Below are 17,753 nucleotides of genomic sequence, written 5' to 3' on the forward strand. Positions count from 1 at the left end.
GCAAGGGTCTCCGACGGCGCTAGCCGTCAAGCGGGTCATGCTTTATTATCCAGCATCTTTTTCAGACCATCGAGAGGCGTGCGGCCCACACCGCGGGCAGATGGCACGCAGGAAGCCCGGACTAATAAGATGGCATTGAAATCCCCCGCGTTTCGTAAAAAATTTCCGTTGTTGGTAACCGGCAGTCTGCTGGCTATGCAACCTCTGGCCAGTCAATTCGTTGTCGCCGCCGAGCAGTATGACTGCTCCGTCTCGGCTTCGGGTGGTTGGGCCTGTGCGCCCAAGTCATCCGCTGCAGCCTTGCCGCCGCGTCCAGTGCATGACGGCAGTGCCGTCAGCGCCACCGGCGAAGCGACGAGCGAGAACGGTTCGACTGCCGACACTGCCCCTAAAACGGCACTGGTCACCGAAGCCAAGGGCCGCGGTCTGAAATCCCGCAGCGAAGACTTCAGTCACCTCGACTGGGTTCCGCGCGAGAAGCTCACCGCCGCCCAACTGGCTGAAACGGGTCCGTACTGCTCTGGTGCCTATATCGAACCGATTCGTCCTGGCATGAATGACAAGACGAATAAAAGCGATGCTCCGACCTTTATCGGCGCAAAAGCCTCGCGCTATAACACCGATGATCAAGTTGGCACCCTGGCCGGTGATGTTGTCCTGCGTCAGGGCAGCATGCAGGTCGAGTCCGACGAGGCGAGCCTGTATCAGGCCGAGAGCCGCGCCGAACTCAATGGCGATGTGCGTATCCGTGACAACGGCGCGCTGATCGTCGGCGACCACGCCGATGTGCAACTCGACACTGGTGAAGCCAAGGTCGACAACGCCGAATACGTGATGCACAAATCGCGTATCCGCGGTAACGCGCTGTACGCCAAGCGTGCCGAGAACGCGATCATCCGCTTGAAGGACGGCACGTACACCACGTGCGAACCGAACAGCAACGCCTGGCAGCTCAAGGGCAACAACATCACCTTGAACCCGGCCACCGGTTTCGGTACCGCGACCAACGTGACACTGCGGGTCAAGGACATTCCGATCCTGTACACGCCGTACATCTACTTCCCGATCGACGACCGTCGTCAATCCGGTTTCCTGCCGCCGACCATAGGCACCGGCAGCGATACCGGCTTCATGCTGGTCACACCGTACTACTTCAACCTGGCGCCTAACTACGACGCCACGTTGTACCCGCGTTACATGAGCAAGCGCGGCATGATGGTGGAAGGCGAGTTCCGTTATCTGACCAAGTCGAGCGAAGGTCAGTTCGGCGCGGCGTATCTGAACGATGAAGATACCGATCGCAGCAAGCAGACCGACTACGAAAAAAATCGCTACATGTACAACTGGCAGCACAAGGGCGGTCTCGACTCCCGTGTGTTCACCCAGGTTGATTACACCAAGATTAGCGATCCGTACTACTTCCAGGATCTGACCACTGACCAGATCGGTGTGAAGAGCGCTGACTTCGTCAACCAGCAAGGTTCGGTTACCTACCGTGGCGACAGTTACACCGCTCGCTTGAATGCTCAGCAGTACCAACTGGCTACTGTTTCGAACATCACGCCATATGGTCGTCTGCCGCAGATCACCTTCAATGGTCAGCTGCCGTATCATCCGGAAGGTCTGAATTTCGATTACGAGACCGAATTGGTTCGCTTTGACCGTGATCTGGAAAACGGCAACTTCACCAATGAAGACGGCACTGTGGAGTCGCGCCTGGACAACAACGTCCAAGGCCTGGCCCGTGCCAACGGCGATCGTCTGAACGTGAAGCCGGGCGTCAGCCTGCCGATGAACTGGACCTATGGCTTCCTGAAGCCATCGCTCAAGTATCAGTACACCCAGTATCAGCTAGACCTGGACAGTACCGGCAAGTCACAGATCGTTGCCCAGCAAGATGCAGCAGCCGCAGCAGGTACCGACTATGTTGGCGGCAAGTTCGGCAGCAACCAGAACCGAGGCGTACCAATCGCCAGCATCGACAGCGGCCTGTACTTCGACCGCAACACGTCGTTCTTCGGCAAGAACTATCGCCAGACCCTGGAACCACGCCTGTTCTACCTCTACGTCCCTGAGGTTGATCAAGAAGACATTCCAGTGTTCGACACCAGCGAATACACTTTCAACTACGCATCGCTGTTCCGCGACAACCGCTTCTCCGGATCCGACCGTGTCGGCGACGAGAACAAACTGTCGCTGGGCGTGACCAGCCGTTGGATCGAAGACGATGGTTTCGAACGTCAACGCATCAGCGTCGGCCAGGCCCTGTACTTCAAGGATCGTGAAGTCCAACTGCCAGGTATCGATGCCAAGACCCGTGACGATGCACAGGCCAACGTTTCGCCGTACGCACTGGAATACGAATATCGCTGGAACCGCGATTGGCGCACCACCGCCGACTACAACTGGGACCCGGACAGCCGCAGCCCACGTTCCGGCAGTGCGATGTTCCACTACCAGCCTGAAGACAACCCGAACAAGGTCATCAACGCCGGCTATCGCTATCGCAATGACCAGGTTCGTTACGACCAGAACACCGGTAAATGGTCGGTGGGTGGTGGTGACTACGGCACTCCAGGCCAACCTGGCTACGTGAAGGACTACTACAAGATCCAGCAGCATGACTTCTCGGTCATCTGGCCGATCGTTCCACAGTGGAACGCGATCAGCCGCTGGCAGTACGACTACAACCGTAACCGCACGCTGGAAGCCTTCGGTGGTTTTGAATACGACAACTGCTGCTGGAAACTGCGCCTGATCAACCGTTACTGGGTCAGCTATGACGAGTTCAGTCAGAACGCCCCGGAAAACGAAAAAGGCGACCACGGCGTCTTCCTCCAAATTGTTCTGAAGGGACTCGGCGGCCTCACCGGCGCCAAGGTAGAGAGCTTCCTCGACAAAGGCATTCAAGGTTATCGTGAACGTGAAGACCAAGCTTTCTGATTGTCTGCGCCCGCTGATGCTGGGCGCGCTGTTCCTGGGTACTGCGGCCAACGCCGCCGTACAGTCCATCGATAAAGTGGTAGCGATCGTCGACAACGACGTGGTCATGCAGAGCCAACTGGACCAGCGTGTCCACGAAGTTCAGCAGACCATCGCCAAGCGTGGCGGCGGCTTGCCGCCTCCGGGCGTGCTGGATCAACAGGTGCTTGAGCGCCTGATCGTCGAAAACCTGCAACTGCAGATCGGCGAACGTTCCGGCATCCGCATCACCGATGAAGAACTGAACCAGGCTGTCGGTACCATTGCCCAGCGCAATAACATGACCGTGGATCAGTTCCGCGCCGCTCTGGCTCACGACGGTCTGTCCTACGACGACGCCCGTGACCAGATCCGTCGCGAAATGGTCATCAGCCGTGTACGTCAGCGCCGCGTGGCAGAACGCATCCAGGTGTCCGAGCAGGAAGTGAAAAACTTCCTCGCGTCCGACCTGGGCAAAATGCAACTGTCCGAAGAGCTGCACCTGGCCAACATCCTCATTCCAACCCCGGAAAGTGCTAGTTCTGAAGCCATTCAGAGCGCCGCACGCCAGGCGATGGAGGTTTACCAGCAACTCAAGCAAGGTGCTGACTTCGGCCAGATGGCCGTTGCCAAATCCGGCAGCGACAACGCGCTGGAAGGCGGCGACATGGGCTGGCGTAAAGCGGCGCAACTGCCACCTCCGTTTGATCGCGAGTTGAGCAGTATGGCCGTCGGCGACGTGACTCAGCCTGCGCGCACACCTGGCGGCTTCATCATCCTGAAGCTGCTGGCCAAACGCGGCGGCGAGAGCCAGACCCGCGACGAAGTGCATGTACGCCACATTCTGGTCAAGCCAAGCCCGATCCGCGACGAAGCCAAGACCAAAGCCTTGGTTCAATCGCTGTACGAGCGCATTTTGGCGGGTGAAGATTTCGCCACTCTGGCGAAAAGCTACTCCGAAGACCCTGGCTCTGCGCTTAACGGTGGCGACCTGAACTGGATCGACCCGAACGCACTGGTTCCGGAATTCCGCGAAGTGATGGCCAAGACCCCACAAGGTCAGCTGTCCAAGCCATTCCAGACTCAATACGGCTGGCACGTTCTGGAAGTCCTTGGCCGTCGCGCCACCGACAGCACCGAACAAGCCCGCGAGCAGCAAGCCATGACTGTACTGCGTAACCGCAAATACGACGAAGAACTGCAAACCTGGCTGCGTCAGATCCGTGACGAAGCGTACGTAGAGATCAAACTCCCTGGTGCAGACCAGGCAGCGCAGTGAAACCCAAGCGTTTCGCGCTGACACCCGGCGAACCAGCCGGCATCGGTCCCGACCTGTGCCTGCTGCTCGCCTCGCAAGCCCAGCCACATCCCCTGATTGCCATCACCAGCCGCGACCTGCTCCTTGAGCGGGCCGCGCAGCTGGGGCTGGCCGTCAACTTGCTGGACGTCGGCCCGGATCACTGGCCAGACGCTCCGGCGCCCGCCAACAGCCTGTATGTCTGGGACACTCCGCTCAGTGCCCCCGTGGTTGCCGGGCAACTGGACAAGGCCAATGCGGCGTTCGTCCTCGAAACCCTGACCCGCGCCGGTAACGGCTGCTTGAACGGCGACTTCGCCGGGATGATCACAGCCCCCGTCCATAAGGGCGTGATCAACGAGTCAGGCATCGCGTTTTCCGGGCACACGGAGTTTCTGGCGGACCTTACCCATACCGCGCAAGTGGTGATGATGCTTGCCACTGGCGGTTTGCGCGTGGCGCTGGTCACCACCCACCTGCCCCTGCGTGACATCGCCGATGCGATCACACCGGAGCGCCTGGAACGAGTCACGCGGATTCTGCACAGCGACCTGCAAAACAAATTCGGCATCGCCCAGCCACGTATCCTGGTCTGCGGGCTCAACCCGCACGCTGGTGAAGGCGGACACCTGGGCCATGAAGAAATCGACATCATTGAACCAACATTAGAGCGCCTGCGCGGCGAGGGCATGGACCTTCGTGGCCCGCTGCCTGCTGACACTCTGTTTACCCCAAAATATCTGGAGCACTGCGACGCAGTGCTGGCGATGTACCACGACCAGGGCTTGCCTGTGCTCAAGTACAAAGGCTTCGGCGCTGCCGTCAACGTGACACTTGGCCTGCCGATCATCCGCACATCGGTCGACCATGGCACTGCCCTGGATCTGGCCGGCAGCGGCAAGATCGACACCGGCAGCCTGCAAGTCGCCCTGGAAACCGCCTACCAGATGGCCGAGACCCGTTTATGACCGAGCAATACCAACACAAGGCGCGCAAACGCTTTGGCCAGAACTTCCTGCACGATGCCGGCGTTATCGACCGCATCCTGCGCTCCATCCATGCCAAAGCCGAAGACCGCCTGCTGGAAATCGGTCCGGGCCAGGGTGCGCTGACTGCAGGCCTGCTCAACTCCGGCGCTCAGCTCGATGTGGTTGAGCTGGACAAGGACTTGATTCCGATCCTCAACCAGCAGTTTGCCGGCAAGAGCAACTTCAACCTGCACCAGGGCGATGCGCTGAAGTTCGACTTCAACACGCTCAATGCCGCGCCGAACAGCCTGCGTGTGGTCGGCAACCTGCCGTACAACATCTCCACGCCGCTGATTTTTCATCTGCTGAACAACGCCGGCATCATTCGCGACATGCACTTCATGCTGCAGAAAGAAGTGGTCGAGCGTCTGGCCGCAGGTCCCGGCGGTGGTGACTGGGGTCGCCTGTCGATCATGGTTCAGTACCATTGCCGCGTAGAGCACCTGTTCAACGTCGGTCCGGGCGCGTTCAACCCGCCGCCGAAAGTCGACTCGGCGATCGTTCGTCTGGTGCCGCACGCCGTACTGCCGCACCCGGCCAAGGATCACAAGTTGCTGGAGCGCGTCGTCCGCGAAGCCTTCAACCAGCGCCGTAAAACCCTGCGCAACACCCTCAAGCAATTGCTCAGCAATGCCGAGATCGAAGCCGCCGGCGTCGATGGCAGCCTGCGTCCGGAGCAACTCGACCTGGCCGCGTTCGTGCGCCTGGCCGACCAGCTCGCCATCCAGGTCCCGGCCTCCCCTGCCGCCGACTGACAAACGATGAACGCTATCGGGCAGGACGCCACTCTGGTTTACTGCCCGATACTTGCCTAGACTGATTCCCCATCAGCTACGCCCCGCGTTCCGCTTTGTTTAAGGCCTCTTGCATGTCCGATTCCCGTTACCAGGTCGATGTCAGCGTCGTTACCCACTATCTGGCAGACCAATCGCAACCCGAGCACGACCGCTTTGCCTTCGCCTACACCATTACCGTGCAGAACAACGGCGAGCAGCCCGCTCGGCTGATGTCGCGGCATTGGGTGATCACCGATGGCGATGGCCATGTCGAGGAGGTTCGTGGCGCAGGCGTGGTTGGCCAGCAGCCGTTGATCGATGCCGGCCAGAGCCACACTTACAGCAGCGGCACGGTGATGACCACCAAGGTCGGCACCATGCAGGGCACCTATGAAATGGTCGCCACTGACGGCAAACATTTCGACGCCATCATCAAACCTTTCCGCCTGGCGGTGCCCGGGGCCTTGCACTGATGGCAACGTACGCCGTCGGCGACCTGCAAGGCTGTCTTGAGCCGCTCAAATGCCTGCTCAAGCAAGTCGCGTTCGACCCGACGCTGGATCGGCTGTGGCTGGTCGGCGATCTGGTCAACCGTGGGCCGCAGTCGCTGGAAACCCTGCGCTTTCTATATGGCATGCGCCAATCGCTGGTCTGTGTACTGGGCAACCATGACCTGCATCTGCTAGCTGCGGCAAAAAACATCGAACGCCTGAAGAAATCCGACACCTTGCGCGAAATTCTCGAAGCGCCGGACTGCGCCGAACTGCTTGAGTGGCTACGCCAGCAAAAACTCATGCACTACGACGAACAGCGCGATGTCGCCATGGTTCACGCCGGCATTCCACCGCAATGGTCGCTGCGTCGTGCCTTGAAGTGCGCTGACGAAGTCGAGACCGCCTTGCGTGACGACAATCTGTTTCCCGCTTTTCTCGACGGCATGTACGGCAACGAGCCGGCGAAGTGGGACAACGACCTCAAAGGCGTGACGCGCCTGCGGGTCATCACCAACTATTTCACGCGCATGCGCTTCTGCACCGCCGAAGGCAAGCTCGACCTCAAAAGCAAGGAAGGCCTCGATACCGCGCCACCGGGTTACAAACCGTGGTTCCAGCACAAGGAGCGCAAGACCAAAGGCTTGCGAATCATCTTCGGTCACTGGGCGGCTCTCGAAGGCAATATCCACGAGCCAGGCATCTCGGCGCTGGACACCGGTTGTGTCTGGGGCGGCAGCCTGACCCTGATGAACGTCGACAGCGGTGAACGCCTGTCGTGCAAATGCGATGAGCATGGCGGTCTCGCGTCAACCGTTACACCACTTATCCCCGAAACTTCGCCAGTCAACGTCCCGCGATAGACTGCGCATTCAGCCGAGCAACAGGAACCGCCATGAGCGAATTCAAACGCATCCCCCCGGAACAGGCCCAGGCCCTGCGCGAGCAAGGCGCCGTCGTGGTCGACGTACGTGATCCAGCAACATTCGCCGCCCTGCACATCAGCGGCTCAAAGCATCTGGACAATCATTCGCTGCACGCCTTCATTCAAGGCGCCGACCTCGATGCACCGACGGTGGTCGTCTGCTACCACGGCAACTCCAGCCAGGGCGCAGCGGCCTACCTGATCAGCCAGGGCTTTTCCGACGTCTACAGCATGGACGGCGGCTTCGAGTTGTGGCGTACGACTTATCCTGCGGAAACCGCCCAAGGCACCGCCGAATAATTTTTTTGTCACGTGCAGGCCCCGGCTGCCGCGGGCCTGCGCTGGGCAGACGAACGGTCTGCCACAACTAATTACGTATCTCGCCTTTACCTCCTGAATTCCCAACTATCCTTAAGCCCAGGCCATCCAAAACAGGGGAGAGCCGGTACACCGGCGCACGGGTCATCGGGAGTGACTTTCACGATTGTCGGTCGTGGAAGTGTTCTGGGGGGTAAACAAACAGCTGCCACCGCGGTTGTTTGCCAGCATCGACTGAGTGATCCGGCGTCGGCTCCACGTATCGAGCGAGGTGACGTCATGAGTATCTTTAGCCACTTCCAACAACGCTTCGAGTCCACACGCCAGGAAGAACTCTCGCTGCAAGAGTACCTGGAGCTGTGCAAGAAAGACCGGAGCGCTTACGTTTCCGCCGCCGAGCGTCTATTGCTGGCCATCGGTGAGCCCGAACTGCTCGACACCTCGACCAACTCGAGACTGTCGCGCATCTTCTCCAACAAGGTAATCCGCCGCTATCCGGCCTTTGAAGACTTCCACGGGATGGAAGAATGCATCGACCAGATCGTTTCGTATTTCCGCCACGCCGCCCAAGGCCTGGAAGAGAAGAAACAAATCCTTTATCTGCTCGGCCCCGTCGGCGGCGGTAAATCGTCCCTGGCCGAAAAGCTGAAACAGCTGATCGAGAAAGTGCCCTTTTACGCAATCAAGGGTTCGCCGGTATTCGAATCGCCTCTGGGTCTGTTCAACGCCACCGAAGATGGCGCGATCCTCGAGGAAGACTTCGGCATTCCGCGGCGCTACCTGAACACCATCATGTCGCCATGGGCGACCAAACGCCTGGCCGAATTCGGCGGCGACATCAGTCAGTTCCGCGTGGTCAAACTGTACCCGTCGATCCTCAATCAGATCGCCGTGGCTAAAACCGAACCGGGTGACGAGAACAACCAGGACATTTCCGCGCTGGTGGGTAAGGTCGACATCCGCAAACTCGAGGAATACCCACAGAACGACGCCGACGCTTATAGCTACTCCGGTGCGTTGTGCCGGGCCAACCAGGGCCTGATGGAATTCGTCGAAATGTTCAAGGCACCGATCAAGGTGCTGCACCCATTGCTGACTGCGACCCAGGAAGGCAACTACAACAGCACCGAAGGTCTCGGCGCGATTCCGTTTACCGGGATCCTGCTCGCCCACTCCAACGAATCGGAATGGCACACCTTCCGCAACAACAAGAACAACGAAGCGTTCATCGACCGGATCTACATCGTCAAAGTGCCGTATTGCCTGCGCGTCAGCGACGAAGTGAAGATCTACGACAAACTGCTGTTCAACAGTTCGCTGGCCAAGGCGCATTGCGCGCCGGACACCCTGAAGATGCTGGCGCAGTTCACCGTACTGTCGCGCCTCAAAGAGCCGGAAAACTCCAACATCTATTCGAAGATGCGCGTCTACGACGGCGAAAACCTCAAGGACACCGATCCTAAGGCCAAGTCGATTCAGGAATACCGCGACTCGGCAGGCGTCGACGAGGGCATGAACGGCCTGTCGACCCGCTTCGCCTTCAAGATTCTGTCCAAGGTCTTCAACTTCGATCCGCATGAAATCGCCGCCAACCCGGTGCACCTGCTCTATGTGCTGGAACAGCAGATCGAACAGGAACAATTCCAGGCTGAAACCCGCGAGCGCTACCTGCGCTACCTGAAAGAGTACCTGGCACCGCGTTATATCGAGTTTATCGGCAAGGAGATCCAGACCGCTTACCTCGAGTCCTACAGCGAGTACGGCCAGAACATTTTCGACCGCTACGTGCTCTACGCCGACTTCTGGATTCAGGATCAGGAATACCGCGACCCGGAAACCGGCGAGATCCTCAACCGCGTTGCTTTGAACGAAGAACTGGAGAAAATCGAAAAACCGGCCGGCATCAGCAATCCGAAGGATTTCCGCAACGAAATCGTCAACTTCGTGCTACGCGCCCGGGCCAACAACAATGGCAAGAATCCGACCTGGCTCAGCTACGAAAAACTGCGCGTGGTCATCGAGAAGAAAATGTTCTCGAACACCGAGGATCTGCTGCCGGTTATCAGCTTCAACGCCAAGGCCAGCAAGGAGGATCAACAGAAACACAACGACTTCGTCACTCGAATGGTCGAACGCGGCTACACCGACAAACAGGTACGGCTACTTTCCGAATGGTACCTACGGGTCCGCAAATCGCAATAAAGCAGCTGCAAGCTTCTAGCGACAAGCTGCAAGAGAACAGCAAAAACCGATCTCGAGGACGGGAGAGCGTTCACTTGCAGCTTGAAGCGTATGACTTGAAGCTCCCCGGAGGGGTCTATGAGCTATGTGATCGACCGACGTCTGAATGGCAAGAACAAGAGCACGGTGAACCGTCAGCGCTTCCTGCGGCGTTACCGTGACCACATCAAAAAGGCCGTCGAAGAGGCGGTCAGCCGGCGCTCCATTACCGATATGGAGCACGGCGAGCAGATCAGCATCCCCGGTCGCGACATCGACGAACCGGTGCTTCATCACGGTCGTGGTGGCAAACAGACCGTCGTGCATCCCGGCAACAAGGAATTTACCGCCGGTGAACATATCGCTCGTCCACCGGGCGGTGGCGGCGGCCGAGGTCCGGGCAAGGCCGGCAACTCTGGCGAAGGCATGGACGAGTTTGTCTTCCAGATCACTCAGGAAGAATTCCTCGAATTCATGTTCGAAGACCTCGAACTGCCGAACCTGGTCAAACGCAACCTGAGCGGCACCGACACCTTCAAAACCGTGCGTGCGGGGATCAGCAACGAGGGCAACCCGTCACGAATCAACATCATCCGCACCTTGCGTTCAGCGCACGCGCGGCGCATTGCGTTGTCTGGCAGCAGCCGGGCGAAACTGCGCGAGGCCAAGGAAGAACTTGAGCGCCTGAAACGCGAAGAGCCGGACAACTTCGGCGATATTCAGGAACTCGAGGCTGAAATCGAAAAACTCAGCGCGCGCATTCACCGCGTGCCGTTCCTCGACACCTTCGACTTGAAATACAACCTGCTGATCAAACAGCCGAACCCCAGCTCGAAAGCCGTCATGTTCTGCCTGATGGACGTTTCTGGCTCGATGACACAGGCGACCAAGGACATCGCCAAACGCTTTTTCATCCTGCTGTACCTGTTCCTCAAGCGGAACTACGACAAGATCGACGTGGTGTTCATCCGCCACCACACCAGCGCCCGGGAAGTTGACGAGGAGGAGTTTTTCTATTCACGGGAAACCGGCGGCACGATTGTTTCCAGTGCATTGAAACTGATGCAGGAGATCATGGCCGAGCGTTATCCGAGCAACGAGTGGAACATCTACGCGGCGCAGGCTTCCGACGGTGACAACTGGAACGATGATTCGCCGATCTGCCGCGATATCCTGATCAATCAGATCATGCCGTTTGTGCAGTACTACACTTACGTGGAGATCACCCCGCGTGAACATCAGGCCTTGTGGTACGAATACGAGCGCATTGCCGATGCCTTCTCTGACACATTTGCCCAGCAGCAACTGGTCTCGGCCGGGGATATCTATCCGGTCTTCCGTGAACTCTTCCAGCGCAGGTTAGTGACATGACCGCCAAAGAGCAGAAGCGCCAACCCATTTCAACCGGCTCCGAATGGACGTTCGAGCTGATCCAGACTTACGACCGCGAAATCGCCCGCATCGCGGCCGGCTATGCACTGGACACCTACCCCAACCAGATCGAAGTGATCACCGCTGAACAAATGATGGACGCCTATGCCTCGGTGGGCATGCCGCTGGGTTACCACCATTGGTCTTACGGCAAACACTTCCTCAGCACCGAAAAATCCTACAGCCGCGGGCAAATGGGCCTGGCGTACGAGATCGTGATCAACTCCGATCCGTGCATCGCTTACCTCATGGAAGAAAACACCATCTGCATGCAGGCGCTGGTAGTCGCGCACGCGTGCTATGGCCACAACAGCTTCTTCAAGGGTAATTACCTGTTTCGCACCTGGACTGACGCCAGCTCGATCATCGACTACCTGGTGTTCGCCAAGCAGTACATCATGCAGTGCGAGGAGCGCCACGGCATCGATGCGGTGGAAGACCTGCTCGACTCCTGCCATGCGCTGATGAATTACGGTGTCGACCGCTATAAACGCCCGTATCCGATTTCCGCCGAGGAGGAACGGCGGCGGCAGAAAGATCGTGAAGAACACCTGCAGAAGCAGATCAACGATCTGTGGCGCACCATCCCCAAAGGCGCAGACAAATACAGCGACAAGGACAACGCACGTTTCCCGGCCGAGCCTCAGGAAAACATCCTCTACTTCATCGAGAAACACGCGCCGTTGCTGGAACCCTGGCAGCGCGAGATCGTGCGGATCGTGCGCAAGATCGCCCAGTACTTCTATCCACAACGCCAGACTCAGGTGATGAACGAAGGTTGGGCGACGTTCTGGCACTACACGCTGATGAACGACCTGTACGACGAAGGCTTGGTCACCGACGGCTTCATGATGGAATTCCTCACGTCGCACACCAGCGTGGTGTTCCAGCCGGGCTTCGACAGCCCCTACTACAGCGGCATCAACCCCTACGCACTGGGCTTTGCCATGTACCGTGACATTCGACGCATGTGCGAGGAGCCTACAGAGGAAGATCGCCACTGGTTCCCGGATATCGCCGGTACCGACTGGCTGTCGACCATCAAGTTCGCCATGAGCAGCTTCAAGGACGAGAGCTTTATCCTGCAATACCTGTCACCCAAGGTCATCCGCGATCTGAAACTGTTCAGCATCCTTGATGACGATCAGAAGGACGATTTGCTGGTACCGGCGATCCATGACGAAACCGGCTACCGAATCATCCGCGAAACCCTCGCCGCGCAGTACAACCTCGGCAATCGTGAGCCGAACGTGCAGATTTACAGCATCGATCGTCGTGGTGACCGTTCGCTGACCCTGCGCCACCAGCAACACGATCGCAAACCGCTGGGTGACTCTACCGACGAAGTGCTCAAACACCTGCATCGCTTGTGGGGCTTCGACATCCATCTGGAAACCCTGCAGGGCGACCAGATCATGAAAACCCATCATGTTCCGCCACGCAGCGAACACAGCGAGGGGGATTACGGTCGGCTCGACCTGGCCGTCATTCATCTTTGATCCGGTTCTGGCCTCCGAAAGTCTGACGCAAGGGTTATCCTGTCGGGCTAACGGAGGTTTTTTATGCAGATTTACAAGGTTGGCGGTGCGGTGCGTGATCGCTTGCTGGGCAAACCGGTCACCGATATCGACTGGGTAGTCGTTGGTGCTACCACGGAAGAAATGCTCGCCCTGGGCTATCGTCCGGTGGGCGCGGATTTTCCGGTTTTTCTTCATCCAAAAAGTGGTGAGGAATATGCCCTTGCCCGTACCGAGCGCAAAAGTGGTCGAGGTTATGGCGGCTTCACTTTTCACGCCAGCCCCGAAGTGACGCTTGAAGAAGACTTGATCCGTCGCGACCTGACCATCAACGCCATGGCCGAGGACAACCAGCAAAATTTGACTGATCCCTATCACGGTCAGCGCGATCTTGAAGATCGAATCCTGCGCCATGTTTCTCCGGCGTTCGCCGAAGATCCGCTCCGTGTACTGCGTGTTGCCCGCTTTGCTGCCCGCTATGCCGATCTCGGTTTCACCGTTGCGCCGCAGACCCTGGAACTGATGCGCCAGCTCAGCGAATCCGGCGAACTGCAAGCGCTGACGGCCGAGCGTAGCTGGAAGGAAATCTCCCGAGCACTGATGGAAGATCAGCCACAGGTGTTCATTCAGGTGCTTCGCGACTGTGACGCACTGAGAGTACTGATGCCAGAAGTCGATGCGCTTTTCGGCGTGCCGCAACCGGAAGTCCATCATCCGGAAATCGACACCGGCATTCACACCTTGAGCGTGCTGGAGCAATCGGCTCTGCACAAACAACCGCTCACCGTACGCTGGGCCTGCCTGCTGCACGATCTAGGCAAAGGCCTCACCCCGACCGAGGAATGGCCACGGCACATCGCTCACGAGCACACAGGGCTGAAACTGATCAAAGCGGTCAACGAACGCTTCAAGGCGCCGAAGGATTGCCAGGAATTGGCGTTGCTGGTTGGCAAATACCACACCCACGGGCACCGGGCGCTGGAGCTGAAGGCTTCGACGCTACTGGAGTTGTTACAGAGCTTTGATGTGTATCGCCGGCCGCAACGGTTTGAAGAGTTTATCGTTGCGTGCGAGATGGATGCCCGGGGCCGCAAAGGACTGGAGCAAAGGAGTTACCCACAGGCGGATTATTTGCGCGGTGCGGCGAAGGCTGCGCGGGAAGTCGCGGTGCAGCCGTTGCTGGAGAAAGGACTCAAGGGGCCCGAACTGGGCGAAGCGTTGAAGCGTGAACGGCTCAAGGCCTTGAAAGTGTACAAAGAGAACGCCTGAAGCAAGATCAAAAGATCGCAGCTTGGGGCAGCTACTACACGGGTTTCTCTGTAGGAGCTGCCCCAGGCTGCGATCTCTTGCTTTTAAAGATTCTCAGGCGTGAGTTGCTCACCCCGCCATTCAAACGCGACCGGCGACAGCACCTGATCAATCTGCGCTTCTGCCCACAACGTCGCGAAGCTTTTTCCCACGCCCGGATGCACACGATCCGGCGCAATCAGCGACAACGGCCACAGCACAAAGGCGTTTTTCAGAATTTCAGCGCGCGGCAAGACCAAGCCATCGAAATTACCTGCCCGATCGCCGTACAGCAGCACATCGATATCCAGCGGCAAGCCCTTGCGATCCGGCGCATATCGGCCGTTATCCGCCTCGATAAATTTCAAGCGGCGTTCCAGCTCCATCAATGGCAGGTCGGTGAAGGCCGACACCACAAAGTTGAAGAACGGCCCGCTCTTGATCCCCACCGGCTGGCTCTCGAACACCGCCGAACAGCGGATATCCACCAGAAACGTCGCCAGCGCATCAAGACCTGCGCGCAAATGGGTTTCGCGCTCGATGTTGCTACCGAGCCCAAGATAGACCTGAGTCAGCGACATCCGCGCTCGATCTCCACACCGACACCGCCCTTGGCGGCAGGAACAGCGCCAGGCTTGGTCAGTTTCAGACGCACCCAAGTGATCTTGAACTCGCTCATCAGCACCTCAACCAGACGCTCGGCAAAAGTCTCGACCAATTGAAACTGCGCCTGCTCGGCAAAAGCCTGAATCCGCGTGGAAACGCTGGCGTAGTCGAGCGCCAGGGTCAGATCGTCGCCGGCGGCGGCTGGGCGATTGTCCCAGGCGAAGCTCAGATCAAGACGCAAGCACTGTCGGATGCCGCGCTCCCAGTCGTAGGCACCAATGACGGTGTCGACTTCCAGGCCCTCGATAAACACTCTGTCCAAGCACTTTTCTCCGCTGCACGACAAGGGCGCAATGCGCCGTTAGAATCAGGGCGTCCTCGCCCGGAATAGTTAGCATGTTTTGGTTACTGGCGACCTTCGCCTACCTGCTCGGCTCGCTGTCCTTCGCCATTTTGCTCAGCCGCCTGACCGGAAACCCGGATCCGCGAATGAGTGGCTCAGGCAATGCCGGTGCCACCAACATGCTGCGCCTGGCCGGTCGCAAACTCGCGATCCTGACCTTGCTGGGTGATCTGTGCAAAGGCCTTGTGCCGGTGCTGATAGCAGCGGCTGCGGGCCTTTCGCTGCAGGATCAGGCCTGGATCGGCGTATGCGCCGTGATCGGCCACCTGTTCCCGCTGTATTTCCGCTTCCGTGGCGGCAAAGGTGTTGCTACCGCTGCCGGCATGCTCCTGGGCCTGTATCCGCCCGCCGCGCTGCTCGCCGTTTGCGCCTGGCTGCTGACGTTCTACCTGACCCGCACCAGTTCGCTGGCGGCGCTGATTGCCACGCCACTGACCCTGCCGCTACTCGCCTGGCAGGAACCGGAAGCGTTGTTACCAATGAGCGCGTTGACGCTGCTGATCGTCTGGCGCCACCGCGGCAATCTACGCGACCTGTTTGCCGGGCGCGAACGGCATTTTTAAATACCGTTCATGAGCGCCGCTCATCACAACGCTGACAACTGCTCCATCGGCCAGCGCGCCTGCACGCTGATCGCCAGACTTTCCTGCTGACCGGCCTGCAAACGCTGGCAACCGGCAAACGCGATCATCGCGCCGTTGTCAGTGCAGAACTCGGGACGGGCGTAAAACACATCGCCTTTCATGTCACCGAGCATTTTCTCCAGCGAAACACGCAGTGCCTTGTTGGCGCTGACGCCGCCAGCGATCACCAGACGCTTCATGCCCGCCTGTTTGAGGGCGCGCTTGCACTTGATGGTCAAAGTCTCCACCACGGCCTGCTGGAACGCCAGCGCGATGTCGCAACGGGCTTGCTCGTTGTCGTCCCCGGCGCTAACGCACTGCTGCCAGGCGTTGAGAGCAGAGGTTTTCAGACCACTGAAGCTGAATTGCAAACCCGGGCGATCACACATCGGACGCGGGAAAGTGAAACGTCCTGCGACGCCTTTCTCCGCCAACTTGGCGATTTCCGGCCCACCCGGATAATTGAGGCCCATCATCTTCGCGGTTTTGTCGAACGCTTCGCCCGCGGCATCGTCGAGTGTTTCGCCAAGCAAGCTGTATTGACCGATGCCATCGACCTGAACCAGCTGCGTATGACCACCGGAGACCAACAAAGCGACGAACGGGAATTCCGGTGGTTTTGGCTCCAGCATCGGCGCCAGCAAATGACCTTCCATGTGGTGCACGCCGAGGGCCGGAATGCCCCAGGCAAACGCCAGCGCTTGCGCGCAGGAAGCACCGACCAGCAACGCACCAACCAGGCCAGGGCCCGCGGTGTAGGCGATCGCGTCGATCTCGGTCGGCACGCAGTCAGCCTCGGCCAACACCTGACGAATCAAGGGCAGCATGCGCTTGACGTGGTCACGCGAGGCCAGTTCCGGCACCACACCGCCATAGGCGCGGTGCAGGTCGATCTGGCTGAACAGCGCGTCGGCCAGCAGGCCGCGCTCACTGTCATATAATGCGACGCCGGTTTCGTCGCAGGAGGTTTCTAATCCCAGTACTAGCATGGGTTTGCGCCTTGTTTAGGCTGAATTCGAAGGCGCGCATAATAGTCCCCGAGTGATGCCCCGACCAGCGGTTTTCGATCAGAGGCTTTGCATTCCGAGCGATGAGGGGTTAACATCCGCAACCCTTAAAAACCGACGTCTTCAAGTGCTCTTTTGCCGCGAGGATGTTGACCCCGGTAATGAATGAAGGTAGCTCTGGATGCCAGCCGTCAAAGTTAAAGAGAACGAACCCTTCGACGTAGCTCTGCGTCGTTTCAAGCGCTCCTGCGAAAAAGCCGGTGTACTGGCTGAAGTTCGTAGCCGCGAATTTTACGAGAAGCCAACTTCTGAGCGTAAGCGCAAAGCAGCAGCCGCTGTTAAGCGTCACGCCAAGAAAGTTCAGCGCGAACAGCGCCGCGCCGTTCGTCTGTACTAATACACAGACGTTCGTAGCAAGCTTCTTGCCTAAGCCCGGCTCTCAGCCGGGCTAATGGCATTTGCGTAAAACGCTTGATGCTTCACTGTCGAAGCCGCACACGCGACCGAGACAAATCTGCTTCAAACGTCAGACCTGGCTCTTTTGCCAGCGGTGCACGTCTTTTCTGACGAGCCTTTCAAGGCTACTGACGAGCACACCCACTGATTCCTCTTACGACGATCAGCCCAAGGCACCTGCATGCGTGCCCGCTTTATTGAGCTATCCGAGGCCTCTTAACCGGCCGCCAGCGGATTCAGCGCAACACTTTCAAATAGTCGAAGACTGATAGGTACTAACGTCAGTGGATTTTCGGCAGATACACTTCCCGACAGCGATTATGCAGACGACACCGGTCGAGCCGCACATTTTGCGTGCTTACAACAACGACCCGCGTCCGGCCGCCCTTCGCATCGGACTTATTGCA

At 58.6% G+C, this 17,753-nt stretch carries 16 protein-coding genes; 13 read left to right on the plus strand and 3 right to left on the minus strand.

Annotation, left to right across the window (positions count from 1 at the left end; genetic code table 11):
- Positions 1–129: 129 nt before the first annotated feature.
- The 11 genes from JFT81_RS20855 (at position 130) to JFT81_RS20905 (ending at position 14,233) form a co-directional block, all read left to right on the plus strand.
- Entirely contained in the window at positions 130–2,943 is a 2,814-nt protein-coding gene (locus tag JFT81_RS20855; RefSeq protein ID WP_201228738.1) for an LPS-assembly protein LptD, read from the plus strand.
- Complete coding sequence (surA, locus tag JFT81_RS20860; RefSeq protein WP_201228740.1) at positions 2,924–4,240, plus strand: peptidylprolyl isomerase SurA; 1,317 nt, start codon at positions 2,924–2,926, stop codon at positions 4,238–4,240. The genes JFT81_RS20855 and surA overlap by 20 nt, the downstream gene beginning before the upstream one ends.
- Positions 4,237–5,226 carry a 4-hydroxythreonine-4-phosphate dehydrogenase PdxA gene (gene pdxA, locus JFT81_RS20865; RefSeq protein ID WP_201228742.1) on the plus strand — a complete coding sequence of 330 codons (990 nt, stop codon included), beginning with the start codon at positions 4,237–4,239 and terminating at the stop codon, positions 5,224–5,226. The genes surA and pdxA overlap by 4 nt, the downstream gene beginning before the upstream one ends.
- Entirely contained in the window at positions 5,223–6,041 is an 819-nt protein-coding gene (gene rsmA, locus JFT81_RS20870; protein WP_201228744.1) for a 16S rRNA (adenine(1518)-N(6)/adenine(1519)-N(6))-dimethyltransferase RsmA, read from the plus strand. The genes pdxA and rsmA overlap by 4 nt, the downstream gene beginning before the upstream one ends.
- 113 nt (positions 6,042–6,154) lie before the next feature.
- Positions 6,155–6,535: a Co2+/Mg2+ efflux protein ApaG gene (gene apaG / locus JFT81_RS20875; RefSeq protein WP_008085199.1), complete on the plus strand. Its 381-nt coding sequence runs from the start codon at positions 6,155–6,157 to the stop codon at positions 6,533–6,535.
- Positions 6,535–7,416, plus strand: coding sequence for a symmetrical bis(5'-nucleosyl)-tetraphosphatase (locus JFT81_RS20880; protein ID WP_201228746.1), 882 nt, complete (start codon positions 6,535–6,537; stop codon positions 7,414–7,416). Before apaG ends, JFT81_RS20880 begins: the two co-directional genes overlap by 1 nt.
- A 32-nt stretch (positions 7,417–7,448) precedes the next feature.
- Positions 7,449–7,778 carry a thiosulfate sulfurtransferase GlpE gene (gene glpE / locus JFT81_RS20885; RefSeq protein WP_016983139.1) on the plus strand — a complete coding sequence of 110 codons (330 nt, stop codon included), beginning with the start codon at positions 7,449–7,451 and terminating at the stop codon, positions 7,776–7,778.
- Between the two features lie 297 nt (positions 7,779–8,075).
- Positions 8,076–9,998, plus strand: coding sequence for a PrkA family serine protein kinase (locus JFT81_RS20890; RefSeq protein ID WP_007910115.1), 1,923 nt, complete (start codon positions 8,076–8,078; stop codon positions 9,996–9,998).
- Between the two features lie 117 nt (positions 9,999–10,115).
- Positions 10,116–11,387: a YeaH/YhbH family protein gene (locus JFT81_RS20895; protein ID WP_008085192.1), complete on the plus strand. Its 1,272-nt coding sequence runs from the start codon at positions 10,116–10,118 to the stop codon at positions 11,385–11,387.
- Positions 11,384–12,946: a SpoVR family protein gene (locus JFT81_RS20900; protein WP_201148890.1), complete on the plus strand. Its 1,563-nt coding sequence runs from the start codon at positions 11,384–11,386 to the stop codon at positions 12,944–12,946. The genes JFT81_RS20895 and JFT81_RS20900 overlap by 4 nt, the downstream gene beginning before the upstream one ends.
- Before the next feature lie 63 nt (positions 12,947–13,009).
- Positions 13,010–14,233: a multifunctional CCA addition/repair protein gene (locus JFT81_RS20905; RefSeq protein WP_201228748.1), complete on the plus strand. Its 1,224-nt coding sequence runs from the start codon at positions 13,010–13,012 to the stop codon at positions 14,231–14,233.
- An 83-nt stretch (positions 14,234–14,316) separates the two neighbouring features.
- On the opposite strand, the gene folK is transcribed toward JFT81_RS20905, so the two are convergent.
- Positions 14,317–14,832 carry a 2-amino-4-hydroxy-6-hydroxymethyldihydropteridine diphosphokinase gene (folK, locus tag JFT81_RS20910; RefSeq protein WP_201228750.1) on the minus strand — a complete coding sequence of 172 codons (516 nt, stop codon included), beginning with the start codon at positions 14,830–14,832 and terminating at the stop codon, positions 14,317–14,319.
- Positions 14,823–15,179, minus strand: a complete 357-nt coding sequence (folB, locus tag JFT81_RS20915; protein ID WP_064390789.1) for a dihydroneopterin aldolase — start codon at positions 15,177–15,179, stop codon at positions 14,823–14,825. The genes folK and folB overlap by 10 nt, the downstream gene beginning before the upstream one ends.
- Before the next feature lie 74 nt (positions 15,180–15,253).
- Between folB and plsY the strand changes: the two genes are divergently transcribed.
- The gene (plsY, locus tag JFT81_RS20920; RefSeq protein ID WP_201228752.1) at positions 15,254–15,823 is read left to right on the plus strand and encodes a glycerol-3-phosphate 1-O-acyltransferase PlsY; all 570 of its coding nucleotides are present in this window, start codon (positions 15,254–15,256) and stop codon (positions 15,821–15,823) included.
- Between the two features lie 23 nt (positions 15,824–15,846).
- On the opposite strand, the gene tsaD is transcribed toward plsY, so the two are convergent.
- Positions 15,847–16,872 carry a tRNA (adenosine(37)-N6)-threonylcarbamoyltransferase complex transferase subunit TsaD gene (gene tsaD, locus JFT81_RS20925; RefSeq protein WP_034155077.1) on the minus strand — a complete coding sequence of 342 codons (1,026 nt, stop codon included), beginning with the start codon at positions 16,870–16,872 and terminating at the stop codon, positions 15,847–15,849.
- Positions 16,873–17,071: 199 nt separating this feature from the next.
- Here tsaD and rpsU point away from each other — a divergent pair, with 199 nt between their 5' ends.
- Complete coding sequence (rpsU, locus tag JFT81_RS20930; protein ID WP_002551877.1) at positions 17,072–17,287, plus strand: 30S ribosomal protein S21; 216 nt, start codon at positions 17,072–17,074, stop codon at positions 17,285–17,287.
- Positions 17,288–17,753 lie beyond the last annotated feature (466 nt).

The sequence above is a fragment of the Pseudomonas sp. TH43 genome (genome assembly GCF_016650635.1).
In the GTDB taxonomy this organism is placed as follows: Bacteria; Pseudomonadota; Gammaproteobacteria; order Pseudomonadales; family Pseudomonadaceae; genus Aquipseudomonas.